Origin of the sequence: Stenotrophomonas sp. NPDC078853, assembly GCF_044901215.1 — a bacterium.
Taxonomy (GTDB): domain Bacteria; phylum Pseudomonadota; class Gammaproteobacteria; order Xanthomonadales; family Xanthomonadaceae; genus Stenotrophomonas; species Stenotrophomonas lacuserhaii.
Window position 1 is genome coordinate 69,554 of sequence record NZ_JBJDOQ010000016.1, and the last position, 16,920, is coordinate 86,473.

Here is a 16,920-nt window from a genome sequence, read left to right on the forward strand (position 1 = left end):
CGGCCGCTGGCCGTCATGCGGATCCGGTGCGGCGTCAGTGCGCCAGCAGGCGCGCGTACAACGCGGCGCCGTAATGCGGCGCATGCAGGGGTGCGCGCAGGACGAAGTCCGGGCTTGCCGCGTGCAGCGCGTCAGCGAACGGGTGCATCAACGCGTCACCGGCGCTGAATGCACCGCCGGACCAGGACAGCGGCACCGGCTCGCCGGGCTGGAAGCCCAGGGTGACCCGCAACGCCTCGCCGATCGCCGCCAGTTCATGCCCGGCACGCTCGAAGATCGATGCGGCCACCGCATCGCCGGCCAGTGCGGCCTGCGATACCAACGGTGACAGCTGCGCCAGTTCGCCGCGCGAGCCATGGCCTTGGCCATACACATGCGCACAGATGTCCAGGTCGTGCTCTCCCAGCTTGAAGTGTTCGCGCAGGATCACGTGCAACGGGCCGCGCGGCAGCCGCCCGTCACTCATCCGCGAGAACGCGTTCAGGCCCTGCACGGCAATCCAGTACGCCGACCCTTCATCGGAAAAGGCTTCGCCCCAGCCACCGGCGCGCGCCGACGCATCACCACGCCGACCGTAGCCCATCGATCCGGTGCCGGCGATGATGTTGATGCCGTCCGCACAGGCCAGCGAACCGGCCCAGCCACATACCATGTCGTTGTCGCAGGCATAGCGCGCATGCCCCAGCACCTGGCCGGGAATCGCCTGCAGCAGGGCGGTGGCGCGACTGTCTTCGCCGTACGCCGGAAGCCCGAAGAACGCCTGGGTGATGTCGGCGCTGTTCGCCTGCACCTGCGCCAGCACCGCCTCGATGCCCGCACCGAGGATCGCACGCACCCCGTCCAGCCCCACCTGCGGATGGTAGGTGGTGCCCAGCTGGGCTTCGGCGAGCAGGCCAGCCTGCGCATCGATCAGCGCAAACCGGGTCTTGGTGCCGCCGCCGTCCACGCCCAGGTAGAGCGGGGCGGTCATGCGTCCAGCGCGTACAACTGCACGCCCTGTACCACGCGGTTGACGATGCCGGCCGGGTTCGGATTATCCGGCGTCACGCCGCGCTCCAGTGAATGCAGCAGCGCGTAGATCTGTGCGGCGGCGACATACGGCCACAGCAGGTCCACGTCTTCGGCACGTTCCAGTCCGTGCACGGCCAGGGTGTCCTGGAGCGCTCCGGCGCGCGGCTGGGCGCTGATCTCGACCACGCGCGCCGCACAGCCATCGCGGCGCAGTTCGTCGATCAGGTCATGGTCGTAGCGGCGGGTATACGGATCATTGGAGACGAACACGATCACCAGGGTGCTGTCGGTGACGAAGGTCTTCGGGCCGTGGCGGAAGCCCAGCGGCGAATCGAAACAGGTCACCACCGCGCCATTGGTCAGCTCGCCCAGCTTCAACGTGGCTTCGCGCGCCAGTCCCTGCAGCAGTCCGCTGCCGAGATAGACCACGCGGTCGTGGCGGGCTGCGGCGAGTTCCTGCAGCAGCGGCATCGCGCCTTCGATCACGCCGTCGGTGGCGCGGGAAATCGCTTCGATGCGGCCATCCAGCGCCGCAGCCGGTGACAGTGCGGCAAGGGTTGCATACATCATGCAGCTGAAGCTGGAGGTCATGGCAAAGCTGGTGTCGTGGGTCTGCTCGGGCAGCAGCAGGGTCATCGCCTGCGCGACCGGGATGCGGGCCAGCGCACCGGCCGGGTTGCAGGTCACCACCAGATGGCGGATGTCGCTCACCACCGCTTCGGCCAGTTCCACCGCAGCCAGGCTTTCCGGACTGTTGCCGGAGCGGCCGAAGGACACCAGCAGCAGCGGTTGGCCAGGATCCAGGTACAGCTGCGGGGCGCAGACGATATCGGTGGTGGGCACCGCATCCACGCGCGCGGCGAGCTGGCGGTCCAGCAGCGGTGCGAGGCATTGGCCGATATAGGCCGAGGTGCCGGCACCGGTCAGGATCACACGCGCCCTGGGATCATCCACCAGCGGGGCGATGAAGGCACGCAGCTGCCCGGCCAGCGAGTCCACCAGCGCATGGGTGGCCCGCAGCATGGCCGGCTGCTGGGCGATCTCGCGCGCCGTCCACAGCGCGCCCTTCGCCTCCAGCAGGGGTTCTGGGAATCCGAGGATTTCAGGAGAGGTCATGGTCTTGGCATGCATGGTGGTAGTCATCGAGGACAGCGCTGATATGGGCCATGGCCAGGGACTGCGGATCGAACGTAGCAGTTCCATCGCGCACTGCGTGCAGGGCATGGGGAAGGTATTGGCTGACGAGCGGCAGCGGCGGGGGATCGGCACGCAGGTTGTCGAACAGCTGTACGCGCGCAGCTTCGATGGCGGTGTCCGGCCAGTAGTAGCGGATGCGGTCGCTGAGGCTGTACTGCAGGTCGGTGGACAGCGCACGTCCGGCGCCGTGGTAGTAGCGCTGCCAGTAGCCCGGCGCCTCCTGCATGCGGCGCAGGGTGACTTCGCGCAGGCGCGCGCGCTTGCCCTCCTCGATCCACTCGCCTTCGATCGCATCCAGTGCCCACAGCGCTTCGCGCAGGGCGAAGGTCAGGCCGGGGCCGACCTTCAGGATCGCGAAATGGTCGCGCACCAGCGCGGTCAGCGCATCGCGGGTCTGGTAATCGGTCGAATGCGCTTCGAACACCAGCCTGGGCACGGTGGTGACCGAATGGCTGAGCGGCTGCGCCTTGTCGCTGTCGTAGTCGATGACATCGTGGTGGTCGAACTCCACGCCCGGCTGCACCACCGAGGCCAGCACGCGCTGCCAGGCGGCGTCCAGTCCGGCTTCGGCGAAGGCGACCCGGTGCGCCTCGATGGTGGTCAGCGCCGCTGCCGGAGTGGTCAGGGCGAGACCGTCGATCGCTTCGGTCGCGCCGCCCGGAACCGGCACTTCGGTGCCGATCACATACACCGGCGCCTCGCCGCCTGCGCTGGCCCAGGCGTCTTCGGCCGCGCGGCACAGGCGCACCGCGCGGCGCACGATCTCCGCTTCGGGCAGCGGCTCCGGATCGCCCTTGCAGGCCATCGAACAATCCAGGTGGATCTTGCGGAAGCCGGCGGCCACGTACTCGGCCACCATCACCTCGGCCTTGTCCATCGCCGTGGCGGCATCCAGCGCGGTCCATGGGTTGGGCCCCAGGTGGTCACCGCCGAGGATCAGCCGCTCGATATCGAAACCCACCCGCGCGGCGATGCCATGCACGAAGCGCACGAAATCGGCCGGGCGCATCCCGGTATAACCGCCCTCCTGGTTTACCTGGTTGCAGGTCGCTTCGAACAGCAGCAACGCCTGGCCGCTGCGCTGGGCGTGGCGCAGGCTGGCTTCGATGACGAGGGGATGGGCCGAGCAGATCGAGGTCACGCCGATGGCGTGGCCCTGCCGGTGCCGCGCGACCAGGTCGAGCAGTGCATGCATGGGGGAGTCCTTCAGGAAAGAGGGCGTTGTGCCGGTTCGCGCTCGGGTTCGAGCACCAGCAGCAGCGAGGCGACCAATGCCAGCACCAGGCCGACGGTCTTCAACGGACCGGGCACCACGCTGGCGAACAGCAGCGACAGCACGGCGGTGACCAGCGGCGCGCCGGCATTGCTCAGCGGCGCCACCACCATCGCCTTGCCGTGGCGGAACGCATACACCAGCGTCAGTGCGCCGACCGCGTTGAGGATCTGGATGCCGGCGGTCATCCACGGGCCATCCAGGCCCCAGTTGATCGGCTGGCTGAAGTCGGTCATCGCAAGCGCCACCGGCGCCAGCAGCAGCGCACCGACGGTCATGTAGGCGAAGATGCTTTCTGCCCGCACGCTGTCGTTGGCCAGCTTCATGAAGTAGGCCTGCAGGCCCCAGGCCAGCATGATCAACAGCGACTGCAGGAACCAGCCCAGGCCGGCTTCGCCGCTGCCGAAAGAGAAATCCAGCAGCGGCAGTGCGACCAGCGCCAGCACGATCCCCAGCGTGCCCTGCCAGCCGGTGCGCTCGCGCAGCAGCAGGAAGGACAGGGCGATGGTGACCACCGGCGACAGCGAGATCACCGGAAACACGAAGTATGCCGGGCCGATGGTCAGCGTATGGAACAGCAGCATCTGCCCGCCTGCACCCAGCAGGCCGATGACCAGCCCGTAGCCGATGGCGCGCGGCGAGCGCTCCAGCTGCCAACCGCCGCGCCACAGGATGTACAACGCCGGTGGCAACATGGTCAGCGCCCATACGCAGTACACCAGCGTATCCGGGAAGCCATGCGCGGCCGACAACGGGGACAGCGCGCCCCATACGCCCCACAACGCGACAGTCGCCAGCGCATAGCCGAGCCACGGGCGGCGTCGCGTTGTAGCGGAGACCGACACGGCGTCGGCATTCATGCCACGCTCCCGGCCGGAGTGGCCTGCAGGAACAGGAAGCGTTCGAAGCGCGCGGGCAGGGTAGCCACCGCACCGCCGTCGACCACGCCCAGGTCGGTTTCGTTGAACAGGTCGCGGACCTGCCAGCGGCCGGCCGGCAGGCCGCGCAGCTCGACCTTGCCGTCCCAGCGCGGGGCATAGAAGGTGTAGTACTGCGCACCATCCTTGCGGATGGCGTGGGCTTCGGGCTTGTCGAAGCCGATGTCATACAGGGTGCCGAGGTACTCGCCCTTGGGCAGCATGTGCGTGTTGTAAAGGCCTACCCAGCGGCGCCACAGCGCCTCGCGTTCGTCGGTCAGCACGAAGCCGCCCGGCGGTAGCGGTACCGAAGGTCGATCGGTGTCCTTGGGCCAGGTGAACTTGCTGGAAATCACCGCGCCGATGCCCACGCTTGAAGCAAAGTCATCGCGGTTGTCGGACAGCTCCACGTGGTCGCCGGCGTAACTGCTGCGCTCGCCGATAAGCGCCTTGATCGACTTGCCCTTGCTGCGCACCTGCCAGGATGACAGCGGGTCCGAGGAGGGGAATTGATCGGTGGCCGGCAGGTTGTGGAAGGCGAACGCGGTGCCGCACGGGCACAGCTCCACCACCGCCTCGGGATTGGCGTCATGGGCGGCGCGGTAGATCGCGTTCCAGAACGTGGCCAGTCCGGTGACCGAGTCGTCCGGGCTGGCGTGTCCGTGCGCCGGATTGTGGCAGGGCGCCACGGCGTTGAGGTGCTGGCCGTCCAGCTTGATGCCCTCGAAGCCCCAGTCGCCGATCGCCTTCTTGACCAGCTCGACATAGAAATCGATGGTCGGCTGGTAGGCCGGACACTGGGTGAGCGCGTTCCACCAGGTCACGGTCTGGAAAGCGCCTTCCTTGTCCAGCAGCAGCATGTCCACGTGGTCGTGCAGCACGTCGCTGCCCGGATCGGCCGCGAGCGGGGCCAGCCACAGCCGCGGGCGCATGCCGTGCCGGCGGACTTCGGCGGTGAACGCGCGCATGTCCGCGTCACCGCGCGGGAACTTGCGCCGATCGATCTTCCAGTCGCCTTCATTGGTCTGCCAGCCATCGTCCAGCACCGCCCACTCAAAGCCGAGCTTCTTGGCCTTGGGCAGGGTCGCGTAGATCTGCTCGACGCGGAAATCACGTTCATAACCCCACGCGCACCAGATCGGGGCGAACGCCGAATCCGGTGGGCGCGGGCCTTCGATCCCCTCGCCGCGCATGAACACCTGGTACTGCTGCAGCGGCGCGTAGAAATCGCCTTCATGCACGGCCAGCAGGGTGCGTTCGGTGACCAGTTCCTGCCCCGGGGCGAGGGTCTGCGCCTTCGCTGACTCAACCGCGATGGACGCGCCGTTTGCGGTGCGCTTGACCGGCATGTCCAGTGGGCGCGGCACCGGTTCGACGTGGCCCACGGCCAGGCCCCCATCGCGACGCCAGATGTTGGCCACTGGCGTGCCGCCGCCGTAGTCCGATGAATCCATCGCCAGGGTGTTGCGCTGGTCGAAATCGGCCGCCAGCGGTTGCACCCAGTCGCGGCGATCGGTGTGGGTGGCGCCGGAGAAACTCCAGAAGCCACCGGGCGCGTCGTCGAGCTGGTAGGCGCTGCTGCGCCAGCCTGTCACTTCAAGCGGCACATCGCCGAGGTTGCGGTAGCGCACCTGCACCAGCGCCAGTCCGGGCTGGGCGTCGAAGCTGCTGAGCGAGACCTGTTTTTCCACACCCGCCGCGCGCGAGCGACCGGTGAACACCACCTGCCTGCCAGCCCCGTGGCGGGGGTCATCCAGCACATGCGCGGTCTGCTCGACCAGGGCAAAGTCGGTGATATCCCCGCTGGCCAGCAGCAGGGCTTCGCTGGGCTGCCAACCGGTGAGCGGCTTGCCATGGCGCCAGATGCGCGTATGCATGCGCTTGTCGAAGCCGATGGACAGCACGGCATCACCGGCGCGGCCATCGGGGGCGGGTGCAGCGGTGGCAGCGCGCACCCAGGGGGCGGCACTCCAGGCCATGCTGCCTGCCACGCTTCCGGCAATCAGCTTCAAGGCGGTACGGCGTCCGATCGGTGGCATAAGCGTCAACCCGGTGGAGATGGCTAGCATTCTGCGCACGCACCGCAGATTGATGCAAGCGTTTTGTTGCGATATGGTTCGATCAAGTTTCGTTATGTATAAGCGAGGGCGTCATGCGGTGGAACCTGCGTAGCTGGACCGGGTGTGCGGTGGTCGGAATGGTGGTGCTGGCGGGCTGTACGCCGGAAAAAACGCCGCCAGCAGACCCGAGTGCGACCGCCATGACAGAGGGGCGCGGCGGGCCGTCCTATGCGATGGCGGACTTTTCCACGGTGCGCAAATTCGACGCGCACGTGCATGCCAACGACCGTGGTACAGCGCTGCTGGAGCAGTCGCGCGCGGACAACTTCGGGCTGCTCTCCATCAATGTGGATTACCCCGACTTCCCCAGCCTGCAGGACCAGCGCGCGATCGCAGTAGCGCAGGCACGGCAGGATCCGGGCCACTTCCATTGGGCGACCACGTTTTCAATGAAGGGCTACGGCAGTGAAGGCTGGGCCGGCCAGGTCAACGCCGCGCTGGACCGTGACGTGGCCGAGGGCGCGCGTGCGGTGAAGGTGTGGAAGAACATCGGCATGGTGGAAAGGGATGCGCAGGGCAGGGCGATCATGCTCGATGATCCAGGTCTTTCCCCGGTGGCCGAGCACGTGCGCGCGCTGGACGTGCCGCTGATCGCGCACCAGGGCGAGCCTTACAACTGCTGGCTGCCGCTGGACAAGATGACCACCAACAATGATCGCGAGTACTTCGCCAAGCATCCGCAGTACCACATGTTCCTGCACCCCGAGCAGCCTTCGCATGCCGAGCTGATGGCCGTGCGCGACCGCTTCGTCGCCGCCCATCCGCAGCTGCGCGTGGTGGGTGCACACATGGCCAGCCTGGAGTACGACGTGGATGTGCTGGCCGCCTTCCTGGATCGTTTTCCGCAGGCCACGGTCGACCTGGCCGCGCGCATGAGCCAGGTGCAGTACCAGTCCAACGCTGATCGCGCGAAGGTGCGCGATTTCTTCATCCGCTACCAGGACCGGCTGCTGTACGGCACCGACCTGACCCAGTCCCCCGGCGCGGATGCGGCGCAGTTCAAGGCGGAAACGCACGCGGTATGGCAGTCGGACTGGCGCTACCTGGCGACCGGCGAGAGCCAGCGGATCGAGGTGCTGGAGGCGGACGTGGCAGGGCTGTCGCTGCCGCGCGCGGTGATCGACAAGGTGTACTACGGCAACGCGGCGCGCGAGTTCAAGCTGTAAGTCGGGCAGCGCCGAGCCATGCCCGGCGAGCGCAGCGGGAAGCAGGAGCGTGACGACCAACGGTCGTCACCCACCGACAGCGGAAGCAGACGACCAACGGTCGTCACCCACCGACAGCGGAAGCAGACGGCCGGCGGTCGTCACCCACCGACAGCGGAAGCAGACGGCCAACGGTCGTCACCCACCGACAGCGGAAGCAGACGGCCAGCGGCCGTCACTACCGGGCGGGCGATCAGGCCAGCTGCAGGTCCACGCCCAGCGCACGGCAGGCGTCGGCGACCTCGCCAGGCGCGCCGGTGTCGGTGATCAGCGCGTCCAGCCCGGATACCGGGATGATCCGGTGCAGGCAGACTTTGCCGAACTTGGAGCTGTCGGTGATCGCCACCACCGCACGCGCGGCTTCCACCATCTTGCGGTTGAGCATCGCCTCGGGTTCGTAATGCGTCGTGATGCCGCGCTCCAGGTCGAAGCCATCCACGCCCAGGAACAGCAGGTCCACGTGCAGCGCATCGAGCGCTTCCACTGTCAGCCCACCGTAGAAGGCCATGTTCTTGCGGCGCAGCTCGCCGCCCAGCATCACCAGGTTGATCCGGGTCTTCGGGCTGAGCACGGTCAACACGCCGAAATCGTTGGTGACCACGGTCAGGTCGATGTCCGGAAGCGCCTCGGCCAGCTGCATCGAGGTGGTGCCCGAGTCGATGGCGATGGTGTCGCCTGGCTGCACCATCGCCGCTGCGCGCGCCCCGATCCGGCGTTTTTCATCCAGGTAGGCAGTGCGCTTGGCTTCGTAATGGGGTTCTGCCGCCGGGGCCGGACCCACCGCGCCACTGTCGATGCCGCCGCCGTAGGCGCGCGCCATCACCCCGCGTTCGGAGAGATAGCGCAGGTCCTTGCGCACGGTCTGCAGGCTGACGCCGAACTGCTGGGCCAGCGAGGACACCTGCACGCTGCCGTGCTGGCGTACCAGTTCACTGATCTGTTGACGGCGATGGCTGGTGTCCCGGGTGGCGACCATGCAGAAAGCTCCTTTCAAACGTTCCAGAGTATGGCGGTTTTCGTTACATTTCGCTATTGATGCAAAACGAAACCTCATATACGCTCGGTTTCGTTGTTTCACCAGCCAGGCCCCCACAGCCCGCCGTCCTATGCTTCATGCCTCAGGAGAGAGAGCCCGTGAACGCCGTCCGTCCGCACCGCCACTGTCTTTACCATGGAATTGCCCTTGCCCTGCTGCTGCCCGCTACCGCGTGGTCGCAACAGGCCACCGAACCTGTCCCGGCCAACATCTCGACCGGGCAGGCCGCTGCACCCGCAGGCGAGGGCCCGATCGACCTGCAGACGGTCCAGGTCAGTGGCGTACGCGCCGCGCTGGCGCGTTCCACCGAGCTCAAGCGCGATGCGTCCACCGTGCAGGATTCGATCAGCGCGCTGGAGCTGGGCCGGTTCCCGGATGACAACGTGGCCGATTCGCTCAGCCATATCACCGGCGTTTCCATCACCCGCACCGCCGGTGGCGAAGGCCAGAAAGTCAGCGTGCGCGGGCTGGGCCCGGAGTACACCCTGACCACCTTCAACAACCGCATCCTGGCCACCGATGGTGCCGGCCGTGATTTCGCCTACGACGTGCTGCCCTCCGATGTGATCAGTGGGGCCGACGTGGTCAAGGGGGCCCAGGCTGCGTTGACCGAAGGTGCGATCGGCGGGCTGATCAACCTGCGTTCGGCCAGCCCGTTCGACAACAAGGGCCAGCACGCCATCGTGCGTGCCGAGGGCGACCACAACCAGATGTCCGAGTTGAACGGCCGCAAGTTCTCCGCGACCTACAGCAACACCTTCGTCGATGACACCATGGGCCTGCTGATCGGCGCGGTGTACGCCGAGCGCAAGGACCGCACCGATATCGCCGGCAACGACGGCGGCTGGACCCGCAACCCGGACCCTGCCGACCCCAGCTGGGGCGGCAATGCCTGGGGGGGCAACATCGACCCGAACGGCAACGGCGAACTGGACCCTGAAGAATACGGGCTGATCGCACCGGGCCAGTTCCGCGTCGGTACGGTGCAGGAAGACAAGAAGCGCAAGGCGTTTTCCGGCAAGTTCGAATGGCGTCCCAACGATGACGTGCGGATCGTGGTGGACGGCCTGAAGACCCGGCTGGATTCGCCGCAGGTGTCCTACCAGCAGTCGTTCTATCCGCTGTTCGCGCCCGGCCGCTGGTCGGACATCAACGTGCAGAACGGTATCGTCACCGGCTTCACCATGGACAACCCGGATCCGGAGCAGCGGATGAACCCGGAGCTGCTCAACCAGACCGAACACCGCGTGGTGGACACCGACCTGTTCGGCATCAACGGCAGCTGGAAGGTCAATGACAGCCTGACCATGACCGGCGATGTGTACCGCTCCACCTCTGAACGCAAGTCCGGCGGGCAGGACACCTACGTGGTGCTGCGCATGAACCAGCCGAACGTGACCCGCATCGACCTGACCCGCGACGCCGTGCCGAATGTCACCACCACCTTCGATGATGGTCGTGACCTGTCCACCGGCCTGGCCAACGGCCAGTTCAACGACAGCGACTTCAACACGCACTACATGGAACTGCGCGGCGACAACATCAAGGATGAGATCACCGGCGGCACCGTCGGCGGCAAGCTGTACGTGGGCCAGTGGGGCATCGACAGCCTGAACTTCGGCATGACCCGCACCGAACGCAGCAAGCGCCGTGACCTGGTCAACAACACCCTCAACGGCGGTGCCGACTACTACTCGGTGGACAACGCGATCAACGTCGGCGACCTGGGCGGCGGCGTGCTGGATCGCACCCTGTCGCTGCCGAACTTCATGAACAAGGTCGGTTCCACTTTCCCGCGCAGCTTCCTGGGCTTTGACGTGCCCAATTACCTCAGCAGCCTGGAGGCCTACAACGGCAACCCGCGCCCGGATGGCACGGTCTACGATTTCGCCAACGCCGCGCCGCAATGGAATCCGCTGGAAAGCTACCGCGTGGAAGAGAAGACCAACGCGTTCTACGTGCAGGCCGATCTGTCCGGCGATCGCTGGAGCGCGGACGTAGGCGTGCGCGTGGTCAGTACCCAGACCCGCGCCGAAGCCTGGGATGCGAAGATCATCGGCATCACCGAGAACGGCGCGTTCAACTACACCGCCCGCTATGCCGATCCCACCCCGGTGCAGCAGGACGGCAGCTACCGCTACATCCTGCCGTCGGGCAACTTCACCTGGCGCTTCACCGATGAGCTGTTGCTGCGCCTGGGCGCGGCCAAGACCATGGCCCGCCCGCCAGTGGACAAGCTGGCCCCGACCAACACCACCGCCAGCGTGTCCTGGGGCGAGTTCACCCAGATCTACGGTGGCAACGTCGACCTCAAGCCGTATACCGCCAAGCAGGGTGACGTGTCGCTGGAGTGGTACTTCGCTGAACAGTCCATCGCCAACATGGCGGTGTTCTACAAGCGCATTTCCAACCAGATCACCACCAGCTGGGAGCCGGGCCAGGACATCGGCGTGCCGGGCTATCTGTTCAACGTGATGCGCCCGATCAACGGCGACTACGCCAAGGTGCATGGCCTGGAAGCCGGCCTGCAGCACTTCTGGGAGAACGGCCTGGGTTTCCGCGCCCAGTACACCCGCAACTGGTCCAAGAGCTTCGTGGCAGGGGAAGAACGTCCGCTGGAAGGGATTGCCCCGTCGGTCTACTCGCTGGGCCTGATGTATGAAAAGGGCCCGTGGTCGATCAGCACCACCGCCGACTACAGCGATGGTTTCGTGACGGCCACCAACGTGCTGGGCGCGGGCTACAACGAACAGGCCGATGAGATCACCTGGCTCACCGCCAGCATCTCTTATGAGATCAACGACATGTTCAGCGTCAGCCTGCAGGGCCAGAACCTGCTGGACGAAGCGCAGACCTACAGCATCAACGGCAATCCGCTGCTTTCGCAGGGCTACTACCGTTACGGCCGTTCGTTCACGCTCGGCTTCAGCGCGCGCTTCTGATCTCGATGGCGTGCCGGCTTTCCGGCCGGCACGCCATGCGCATCGCTGGGCAGATGGTCATCATCGGCCATTACACTATCCCGTCTTTGCCACGGGGCCCCCGGTCATGAAACTGCATGCTGCAGGCCTGTGCTGCCTGCTCCTCACCAGCGCGCCCGCATGGGCCGACGCGGTCACCGTCAGTGGACGGGTCTACCAGGAACGAGATGGCAAGTCCGGTCGCGGGCCGACCGATCCGGGCATGGGCGGCGTACAGGTCTCCAACGGCCGCAGCATCGTGCGCACCAGCGCCGATGGCAGCTATCGCCTGCCGGTCGAGGCCGGCGATACCGTGTTCATCATCAAGCCCGACGGCTACCGCATTCCAGCCGGTTCGGATGGATTGCCCGCATTCTGGCGCCACCACGTCCCGCAGGGGTCGCCGGTGTTGAAGTACCGCGGCATCGCGCCGACCAGCACACCCGCTACTGCCTACGATTTCGCGCTCGCCCCTGAAAAACACGACAACCGCCGCGGCTTCCAGATGCTGGTGTTCACCGATCCGCAGACCGCAACGCGGGGTGACATAGGCTACTACGAGCAATCCATCGTCAGTCCGCTGGTGGGAAAGACCAAGGCGCGCCTCGGCACCACGCTGGGCGACATCGTCAACGACGACCTGTCGCTGTATCCGGCCATCAACAAGGTGACCACCCAGCTCGGTGTCCCGTGGTTCCATGTCCCCGGCAACCATGACCTGGATTTCGACGCCGGCCATGATGAGCATTCGCTGGACAGCTGGCGTGCGGTGTACGGACCGGACACCTATGCAGTGGAAGAGGGCGGCGCCAGCTTCGTGTTCCTGGACGATGTGGTCTACGATCCGGCGGCCCGGCCGACCTACATCGGCGGGCTGCGTGAGGATCAGTTCGCCTTCCTCGGCCAGTACCTGAAGGGCGTGCCGCACGACCGCCTGCTGGTGCTCGGGATGCATATCCCGCTGTTCGATGCCGCACCGGGTCGCGAAACCTTCCGCCATGCCGACCGCCAGCGCCTGTTCGAGATGCTCAAGCCTTTCAGCAACGTGCTGCTGTTGAGCGGTCACAGCCATACCCAGCAGCACTACTACCACGCCGCGGCCGATGGCTGGCACGGCGACAAGCCGCTGCACGAGTACAACGTCGGCGCCAACTGCGGCGCGTTCTGGTCCGGGGTCAAGGATCGGCGTGGCGTGCCCGACAGCACCATGAGTGATGGCACGCCCAAGGGCTACGCGCTGCTGGATGTGGCCGGCAACGGGACGTACCGACTGCAGTACCGCGTGGCCGGTGCGGCGGACAGCGAACAGATCGGCCTGCATGCGCCGAAGGTGCTGCGCCAGGGCGCTTACCCGGCCTGGGGCGTTTTCGCCAACGTGTACATGGGCGAGGCTGCCACGCGCGTGGAGTTCCGCATCGACGGCGGCCCCTGGCAGCCGATGAAGCAGGTGCGCCAGGGCGATCCGCGGCTGCTGGCGGAGAACGTGGCCGACGACCTGGCCCCGGCATTGCGTGGCTATGACCGTTCGCCCGAAGCCACCCCGTCGCCGCACCTGTGGCGCGGCGCGCTGGCCACCGACCTGGCCCTTGGCGAGCACAAGGTGGACGTGCGCGCGACCCAGCCGGATGGTTCGGTCTACACCGCCAGCACCCGTTACGCGTTGCAGTCAGCCCAGCCCTGAGCAGCTGGCGAGGGTAGCGCCGGCCAGTGGTTGGCGAGCGCAGCGGGCCGCAGAAAAAAAACGGCTGCCGCCCATCAAGGCGCGGCTGCCGCGGAGAGAACGGACCCCGCCGCGAGGCGGGGTTTTTTCAGCTCAGAACTTGTAATTCAGGCCGAAGTACAGCTGGCGGCCACTGTAGATGTTGGAGATCAGGCGGGCCTTGGTGTCGCCCCCCAGGTGCATGCGCTGTTCTGACTTGGTAGCGTTGAGCACCGAAGCGGTCAGCGTCAACGCCTCGGTCAGGTTGTAGGCCGCATTGAGGTCCAGCTGTTCGTAGGGCTCGGTGAACACGGTCATGCCGTTGTTGAGCCCACCGACCACTTCGCCGCGGCGGTTGTAGGACGCGCGCGCGAGGAACTTGTCGTTCTCGTAGAACAGGGTCACGTTGGCCTGGTTCTTCGCGCTGCCGACCAGCGGCGAAGCGCCGATGTTCTCTCCGTCCAGCACGATCGAGGCCAGGTTGGTGTCGTTGTAGGTGTAGTTGGCCTGCATGCCAAAGCCCATGTCGAAGGTGTACTGGCCGTAGATTTCCACGCCCTGCGACACGCCGTCACGGCCGTTGGCCTCGGTGGAGTAGTTCTGCACCGTCACCATCTCGCCGCCCACGTCCATCTGCTGGTCGGTCACCACCGGCACGGTGAAGTTGTCCACGTCCTTGCGGAACAGGGCCACGCCGGCGACCGCGCCCGGCTTGAAGTAGTACTCCAGGCCGAGGTCGTACTGCAGGGCCTCGAACGGCTCCAGCTGCTTGTTGCTGCCCGACCCGTACCAGCCCGGGGTGGTGGTGCCACCGGCCACGCGGCGGTCGTTGCTGTATTCCTCGCTGATGTACTCCAGGCCGCCCGGGTAGGCGATGCTGGTATAGCCGGGACGTGCGATCACCTTGGACGCCGCGCCGCGCAGCACCAGGTTTTCGGTGATGTCCCAGGCGATGTTGAAGCTGGGCAGGACATCGGTGTAGGTCTTGTCCAGCGAGGACTGCTCGTAGGTTTTTTCGCGCACGTCGCGGCGCACGAAGCCGGATTCGCAGACCGTGCCAGCCGGCGGCGCGCCGGTCGGGCAGGCCAGCGGATTGCCGTCGGCGCCGTCGACGAAGTAGTCCATGAAGCGCTCGACCGAGTCGCTCGATGCCGCGTGCTGCTTGGTCTGCACCAGGCGCACGCCCAGGTTGCCGCGGACGCGTTCGGTGCGGAAGTTGGCCTGGAAGTAGGTCGAGTAGATCTTCTCGTTGACGTCGTAGACGAAGTCCGGCTCGATCCGCTTCTGCATGCCGCCGTAGCGTTCGTTGAGGTAGGCCAGGTAGGCGGGGAAGTTGATGCCCGGCATCACGTTGGCGTCGAAGCCGCCGGCGATGTCGTCGATCGGGCTGGACAGGAAGAAGCCCGGCTGGGCCACGCTCTTTTCCGGATCGGCACAGTTGCCGGCCTGGTAGCGTGCCTCGTAATCGTTCGGATCAGCACCCTGGCAGGCCCAGTAGGTGTTGCCGGTGTTGCGATGGACCTTGCCGTCGCGGTACTTCACGCCGAACTGGAACGAATCGATGAAGCCGCTTTCAAACAGGCGGGTGAAGTCGGCCTGGAAGTAGTTCTGTTCGATGCTGGTCTCGCGCCACGACGAATCGGTCGAGCCGGTGTCGATCTCGGCGATGCCGGCCATCAGCTGGTCCTGCAGGTCCGGCGAGAACGTGGCCGACGGCGTGCCGGTCAGGTCGTACGCGCTGTAGCTGGTGCCGGATTGCCACACGCCATCGACCTGGCGGCGCGGCTTGGCCGACATGCGGAAGTTGATCGACGGGCCGCCTTCGGACCAGGTGCGGCCGCCCTTGAAGGTCACCTTGGACAGCGGGCTGATTTCCCAGTCCACGGTCAGGTCGCCGGTCTGCGACAGCGCCTTTTCGCGGCTGTAGGCACCACTCAGCTGCGGGGTGGGGATGGTGCAGTCATCCGGGCCCCAGCCACCCGGCGCCATGCCGGCGGCAGCGGCCTGTGCTTCGCTGCAGTAGTACGCTTTGCCGGGCAGCTTCTCGAACTGTGCGCCGGTGACGACGCTGCCGCTGGAATCGAAGTCCATGCCATTGAGCAGGCGTCCGCCGGCCCAGTTGCCATCGCCGTTGTAGCGGGCGATGTTCCACTCCGGGATCTTGGCCTGGTTCAGCGTGTAGTCGCCGGACAGCTCGAAGCGGAAGTAGTTGGCGGTGACGGTCAGGTTGTCGACCGGCTTGAACTGGAAGGTGAACTGGCCGCCGGTACGCTCGCGCTCTTCTTCGCGCACGCCGAAGTTGACCGACGTCGGCATGAAGAATTCGCTGTAGTTGCCACCGGTCTGGTTGTTGAAACCGGACTCGCCCCACCAGTAATGGATGCCATCCTGCGGCAGGGTATTGCCGTAGGCGTCCTTTGCTTCGGTGCCGGCGCCGTACCACTGGTAGTCATCCACGGTGACTTCCATGCTGCGGTTGGTGCGCTTCTGCTTGGTCGCCCCGATCAGCACGCCGAAACGCTCGTCCTTGCTGTGCCAGGCGTACATCGCCGACAGGTTCGGATCCACGCTGTCGCTGGTATCGGAGGTGACCCCTTCAATGTTGACGAAGCCGGAGTTGGCTTCCATTTCCAGCGGGCGGCGGGTATGCAGGATCACCGTACCGCCGATGCCGCCTTCGTCGATGCGCGCTTCGGGCGACTTGAACAGCTCCGCGCTCTCCAGCATGTTCGACGGCAGCAGGGTGTAGTTGAACGAACGCGAAGCCTCGTTGTTGGTTTCCGAGGTGGCGATGTAGTTGCCGTTCAACTGGGTCAGGGTCAGGTCGGCATCCAGGCCGCGCACGCTGACATTCTTGCCTTCGCCGCCATCGCGGGTGATGACCACGCCGGGCACGCGCTGCAGCGCATCGGCGACGTTCTTGTCGGGGAACTTGCCGACGTCTTCTGCGGTGATGACTTCGACCACGGCATTGGCGTCACGCTTCTGCTGCAGGCTCTTTTCGATGGCGTAGCGGTAGCCGGTGACATTGACGCTGTCCAGCGTGGTGGCGCTGGGCGAAGCGGCGGGGGTGGCGGGTGCTGCGTCCTGGGCGAACGCCGGCGCCGCAGTGGCCGCCAAGGCAAATGCGATGGCTGCCGACAGGGCGTGGCAACCGTGCTTGTGTGACATGTAATTCATTCTCTCCCTCTCCTGGATCGAACCGTTGGCTGATACGAAATACTTGAATCGATCTTATGTTTTGACGCGAGACCGCAAGCGTGGGGCGGGAGAGACAGGGCACCTGGGGGCGTTGCTGTCGGATTCCGAACCCGGCAATCGTGACCGTTTGAAGTTGGATCGATCTAAACGATTGCCGCGCATTTTTTAACACGGCCTGACTCAAGTCGCATGCTGCTGCGCAATATGAAAACGTTTGCAGTTCGCCCGCGCCCCGGTGGGCGGTGTTCCATGTTGCGCTGCAGGATGCGCGAGGACAGACGGTCATGTTTACTTCAATCGA

The 16,920-nt window shown here is 66.0% G+C and carries 10 protein-coding genes; 3 read left to right on the forward strand and 7 right to left on the reverse strand.

Going from position 1 to position 16,920, the window contains the following annotated elements:
• Positions 1–34: 34 nt before the first annotated feature.
• The 5 genes from ACI2JH_RS15585 to ACI2JH_RS15605 are packed head-to-tail and all read right to left on the reverse strand — an operon-like array spanning position 35 to position 6,467.
• Positions 35–970: a BadF/BadG/BcrA/BcrD ATPase family protein gene (locus ACI2JH_RS15585; protein WP_349998946.1), complete on the reverse strand. Its 936-nt coding sequence runs from the start codon at positions 968–970 to the stop codon at positions 35–37.
• The gene (locus ACI2JH_RS15590; RefSeq protein ID WP_404736639.1) at positions 967–2,127 is read right to left on the reverse strand and encodes an SIS domain-containing protein; all 1,161 of its coding nucleotides are present in this window, start codon (positions 2,125–2,127) and stop codon (positions 967–969) included. The genes ACI2JH_RS15585 and ACI2JH_RS15590 overlap by 4 nt, the downstream gene beginning before the upstream one ends.
• The gene (locus tag ACI2JH_RS15595; RefSeq protein WP_101100547.1) at positions 2,114–3,403 is read right to left on the reverse strand and encodes a D-tagatose-bisphosphate aldolase, class II, non-catalytic subunit; all 1,290 of its coding nucleotides are present in this window, start codon (positions 3,401–3,403) and stop codon (positions 2,114–2,116) included. The genes ACI2JH_RS15590 and ACI2JH_RS15595 overlap by 14 nt, the downstream gene beginning before the upstream one ends.
• An 11-nt stretch (positions 3,404–3,414) precedes the next feature.
• Positions 3,415–4,341 (reverse strand): EamA family transporter, encoded by a 927-nt coding sequence (locus tag ACI2JH_RS15600; RefSeq protein ID WP_404736640.1) that lies wholly within the window; start codon positions 4,339–4,341, stop codon positions 3,415–3,417.
• Positions 4,338–6,467 (reverse strand): glycoside hydrolase family 36 protein, encoded by a 2,130-nt coding sequence (locus ACI2JH_RS15605; protein WP_404736641.1) that lies wholly within the window; start codon positions 6,465–6,467, stop codon positions 4,338–4,340. Before ACI2JH_RS15605 ends, ACI2JH_RS15600 begins: the two co-directional genes overlap by 4 nt.
• 191 nt (positions 6,468–6,658) lie before the next feature.
• Here ACI2JH_RS15605 and ACI2JH_RS15610 point away from each other — a divergent pair, with 191 nt between their 5' ends.
• Positions 6,659–7,684 (forward strand): amidohydrolase family protein, encoded by a 1,026-nt coding sequence (locus ACI2JH_RS15610; protein ID WP_404736642.1) that lies wholly within the window; start codon positions 6,659–6,661, stop codon positions 7,682–7,684.
• A 232-nt stretch (positions 7,685–7,916) separates the two neighbouring features.
• Here ACI2JH_RS15610 and ACI2JH_RS15615 read toward each other — a convergent pair whose 3' ends face one another.
• Positions 7,917–8,699 carry a DeoR/GlpR family DNA-binding transcription regulator gene (locus tag ACI2JH_RS15615; protein WP_101100543.1) on the reverse strand — a complete coding sequence of 261 codons (783 nt, stop codon included), beginning with the start codon at positions 8,697–8,699 and terminating at the stop codon, positions 7,917–7,919.
• 158 nt (positions 8,700–8,857) lie between these two features.
• Between ACI2JH_RS15615 and ACI2JH_RS15620 the strand changes: the two genes are divergently transcribed.
• Together ACI2JH_RS15620 and ACI2JH_RS15625 are read left to right on the forward strand one after the other, a co-directional pair.
• Complete coding sequence (locus ACI2JH_RS15620) at positions 8,858–11,701, forward strand: TonB-dependent receptor (RefSeq protein ID WP_404736643.1); 2,844 nt, start codon at positions 8,858–8,860, stop codon at positions 11,699–11,701.
• A 106-nt stretch (positions 11,702–11,807) separates the two neighbouring features.
• Positions 11,808–13,400, forward strand: a complete 1,593-nt coding sequence (locus ACI2JH_RS15625; RefSeq protein ID WP_404736644.1) for a calcineurin-like phosphoesterase C-terminal domain-containing protein — start codon at positions 11,808–11,810, stop codon at positions 13,398–13,400.
• Between the two features lie 132 nt (positions 13,401–13,532).
• Here the strand turns inward: ACI2JH_RS15625 and ACI2JH_RS15630 are convergent, their stop codons facing one another.
• Positions 13,533–16,598 (reverse strand): TonB-dependent receptor, encoded by a 3,066-nt coding sequence (locus ACI2JH_RS15630; protein ID WP_404736645.1) that lies wholly within the window; start codon positions 16,596–16,598, stop codon positions 13,533–13,535.
• Between the last annotated feature and the right edge of the window lie 322 nt (positions 16,599–16,920).

Coding starts and splice junctions, on each gene's coding strand:
- ACI2JH_RS15595 (WP_101100547.1), bottom strand. CDS start 3,403: ATGCATGCACTGCTCGACCTGGTCGCGCGGCACCGGCAGGGCCACGCC.
- ACI2JH_RS15605 (WP_404736641.1), bottom strand. CDS start 6,467: ATGCTAGCCATCTCCACCGGGTTGACGCTTATGCCACCGATCGGACGC.
- ACI2JH_RS15625 (WP_404736644.1), top strand. CDS start 11,808: ATGAAACTGCATGCTGCAGGCCTGTGCTGCCTGCTCCTCACCAGCGCG.
- ACI2JH_RS15630 (WP_404736645.1), bottom strand. CDS start 16,598: ATGAATTACATGTCACACAAGCACGGTTGCCACGCCCTGTCGGCAGCC.
- ACI2JH_RS15590 (WP_404736639.1), bottom strand. CDS start 2,127: ATGACCTCTCCTGAAATCCTCGGATTCCCAGAACCCCTGCTGGAGGCG.
- ACI2JH_RS15600 (WP_404736640.1), bottom strand. CDS start 4,341: ATGAATGCCGACGCCGTGTCGGTCTCCGCTACAACGCGACGCCGCCCG.
- ACI2JH_RS15615 (WP_101100543.1), bottom strand. CDS start 8,699: ATGGTCGCCACCCGGGACACCAGCCATCGCCGTCAACAGATCAGTGAA.
- ACI2JH_RS15610 (WP_404736642.1), top strand. CDS start 6,659: ATGACAGAGGGGCGCGGCGGGCCGTCCTATGCGATGGCGGACTTTTCC.
- ACI2JH_RS15585 (WP_349998946.1), bottom strand. CDS start 970: ATGACCGCCCCGCTCTACCTGGGCGTGGACGGCGGCGGCACCAAGACC.